This window comes from Mesorhizobium sp. M7A.F.Ca.CA.001.08.2.1 (assembly GCF_003998455.1).
Taxonomy (GTDB): Bacteria; Pseudomonadota; Alphaproteobacteria; order Rhizobiales; family Rhizobiaceae; genus Mesorhizobium; species Mesorhizobium ciceri.
The window spans coordinates 1-3,112 of record NZ_RZPW01000727.1 but is presented as its reverse complement, the minus strand read 5'-3'; the positions used below and the strand labels follow the sequence as shown (position 1 = coordinate 3,112).

Below are 3,112 nucleotides of genomic sequence, written 5' to 3'. Positions count from 1 at the left end.
CTGATGCAGGAAACTTTCGCGGTCACCGACAACCGCATCACCGCCAGTTCACAAGCGGCGATCGCCGAAAACTGCGACGGCTTTTGAGGGCGATATCGGCCAAATCCGCATATTGCGGGTCCGCCGGCCGCGCCCTACATCGGGTACGACCCGCCTGCCTGCTCCACCAACGAAAGACTGTCCATGCCTTCCACGAAAGCCGTCGACCTCGCCGCCCATCCGCTGACCGCGTGGCAGGGGCCGCTCGGCCTGCCCGATTTCACGCGCATTGGCGACGGCGACTTCTCCCCGGTCTTCGACGCGGCGCTGAAGGCGCACGAGGCCGAGATCGAGGCGATCGCCGGCAACAAGGATGCGCCGACCGTCGAGAACACGCTTGCCGCGCTGGAACTCGGCGGCGAAGCGCTCGATCGTGTCTCGTCGATCTTCTGGTGCCGCGCCGGCGCCTACACCAACGAGACGATCCAGGCGCTGGAGCGCGACATCTCGCCGAAAATGTCCAGGCATTTCTCGGCGATTTCAATGAATGAGCGGCTGTTTGCCCGCATCGACGATCTCTACCAGCGCCGTGAGAGCCTGAAGCTCGACGCAGAGACCTTGCGGGTGCTGGAAAAGAGCTGGAAGGGCTTCGTCCGTTCCGGCGCCAAGCTCGACGCCGACGGCAAGAAGCGGCTGGCAAGCATCAGCGAGGAATTGTCCTCGCTCGGCACAGCTTTCGGCCAGAATGTTCTGGCCGACGAGCGCGACTGGGCGCTGTTCCTCGATGAAGCCGACCTTGCCGGCCTGCCGGACTTCGTGAAAAGCTCCATGGCCGAGGCCGCCGAAATGCGTGGCCAGAAGGGCCGCTATGCCGTCACTCTGTCGCGCTCGATCTATGAGCCGTTCTCGACCTTCTCCGAACGCCGCGATCTGCGCGAGATCGCCTTCCGCGCCTTCACCATGCGCGGCCAGAATGGCGGCGCCACCGACAACACGAACGTGGTGCGCGACATGCTGCGCCTGCGGGCCGAAAAGGCAAAGCTGCTCGGCTACGCCTCTTTCGCCGCGCTGAAGCTCGACGACACCATGGCCAAGACGCCGAAGGCCGTGCACGCGCTGCTCGATCCGGTGTGGGAAAAAGCGCTTGAGAAGGCAGCAAGCGACCAGATCGAATTGCAACGGCTGGCCACCGCAGCCGGCAGCAACGAAAAATTCGCTGCCTGGGACTGGCGCTTCTACCAGGAGAAGCTGCGCGCGGAGAAATTCGCCTTCGACGAGGCGGAACTGAAACCTTATCTGCAGCTCGACCGGATCATCGACGCTTGCTTCGACGTGGCGACACGGCTGTTCGGCATCACCTTCGAAGAGAAAAAGGGCATCGCGGCCTGGCATCCGGACGCCCGCGTCTTCGTGGTGAAGAATGCCGACGGCAGCGAGCGCGGCCTGTTCCTGGCCGACTATTTCGCCCGGCCGTCAAAGCGATCCGGCGCCTGGATGAGCGCGTTGCAATCCGGCTATAGGCTCGGCCACGGTGCAAGCCCGGTCATCTACAACATCATGAACTTCGCCAAGCCGCCGGTGGGCGAGCCGGCTCTGCTGTCGGTCGACGAGGCCAAAACGCTGTTCCACGAATTCGGCCATGCGCTGCACGGCATGCTGACCGACGTCACCTGGCCCTCGGTTTCGGGCACTTCGGTCAGCCGTGATTTCGTCGAATTGCCCTCGCAGCTCTACGAGCACTGGCTGACCGTGCCGGCAGTGCTGGAGAAGCACGCGCTGCACGTCAAGACCGGCAAGCCGATGCCCAAGGCGCTGCTCGACAAGATGCTGGCCGCGCGCACCTTCGGCGCCGGCTTCGCCACGGTCGAATTCACCGCCTCCGCCTTGATGGACATGGCCTATCACGCGCGGGCGGAGGCGCCTGAAGCGCCGCTTCGTTTCGAAGCCGAAACGCTTGCAGAACTGCATATGCCGGACACCATAGCCATGCGTCACCGCACGCCGCATTTCGGGCATGTCTTTTCCGGCGAAGGCTATTCGGCCGGCTACTATTCCTACATGTGGTCGGAAGTGCTCGATGCCGATGCTTTTGCCGCCTTCGAGGAAACCGGCGACCCCTTCAACCCGGCGCTCGCCGAGCGGCTGCGCAAGAACATCTACGCCGCCGGCGGCTCGAAGGATCCGGAAGAACTCTACACCGCATTTCGCGGCAAGATGCCGTCGCCGGAAGCGATGATGGCCAAGCGCGGGCTGGCGTGATTGGCTTTCCCTTCCCCCCTTGTGGGGGAAGGTGGATCGGCGCGTAGCGCCGAGACGGATGAGGGGTGCTCCAGGAAATGCCAACGCCTCACTCCGCTGGAACACCCCTCATCCGACCTCGCTTCGCGAGGCCACCTCCTCCCACAAGGAGAGAAGGGAGAACCCTACACTTTCCACGGATCCGTCACCCTCGGCCACACCGGCCTTGTCAGCTTCTTGTAATCGGTCACCGCCGGATTGCTGGGATACGAACTCGGCGCCGAGACATAGATGATCTCGGCGGCGATCGGCTCGAAGCCGGCGTAGAAATGATTGGTCGACTTGATCAGCAGCATGTCCTTGGCTAGCGGATCGACGCCGATGTTGGAAAAGATATCCGGCTCGAAGGTCTGCGTGCGGTTGGTGTTGAGGATGATGTCGACCTCGGTGCCTTCGAGGCGGACCAGCGCCGTCGGCCCAAGCGTCACCCGGCTTGGCCCGAAACTCTGCCAGCCCTCCGCAACCGCCTTCAGCACGCGCACGCGCGCATCGATCGGCTCGCCGGCTTGCGGCCCGGCCTTGCCGCCGAAGCGCAGGTCGATGACTGCGCCCTCGCCTGCCGCCAGGCAGAAGGTGACCGCGATCGGATCCCAGATGGTCGCGACGGCGAACCTGTCCAGGCCACGCACCAGCATCTGGCGCAGCACGAAGGTGCCGTCGCCGGGCACACCGCCGCCGGGATTGTCCCAGATATCGGCGATGACCACCGGCTTGCCCGAATTTTCTGTGCGCACGGCCAGCGCCCGATCGATGCCGTCGGCAGCACTCAGCATCGTCATCGCCGTCTTTTCGCGCAGCGCGTAGAGTTCCCGCCCGAGCCTTTCCGCCAGCGCGT

At 64.2% G+C, this 3,112-nt stretch carries 2 protein-coding genes and 1 pseudogene; 2 read left to right on the top strand and 1 reads right to left on the bottom strand.

Annotated features, from left to right (window positions below; genetic code table 11):
- Both EN914_RS39445 and EN914_RS29785 read left to right on the top strand, forming a co-directional pair.
- Window positions 1-87 (top strand): annotated as a pseudogene (locus EN914_RS39445) (nuclear transport factor 2 family protein); the annotation flags it as partial.
- Between the two features lie 96 nt (window positions 88-183).
- Complete coding sequence (locus EN914_RS29785; protein ID WP_024504712.1) at window positions 184-2,238, top strand: M3 family metallopeptidase; 2,055 nt, start codon at window positions 184-186, stop codon at window positions 2,236-2,238.
- Window positions 2,239-2,402: 164 nt separating this feature from the next.
- On the opposite strand, the gene EN914_RS29780 is transcribed toward EN914_RS29785, so the two are convergent.
- Window positions 2,403-3,112 (bottom strand): MlrC C-terminal domain-containing protein (locus EN914_RS29780; RefSeq protein WP_164779008.1); only part of this gene is annotated, 710 nt, incomplete at its 5' end.

Excerpts from the sequence above, each read along its gene's own strand:
- EN914_RS29785 (WP_024504712.1), top strand. The coding sequence starts at position 184 with ATGCCTTCCACGAAAGCCGTCGACCTCGCCGCCCATCCGCTGACCGCG.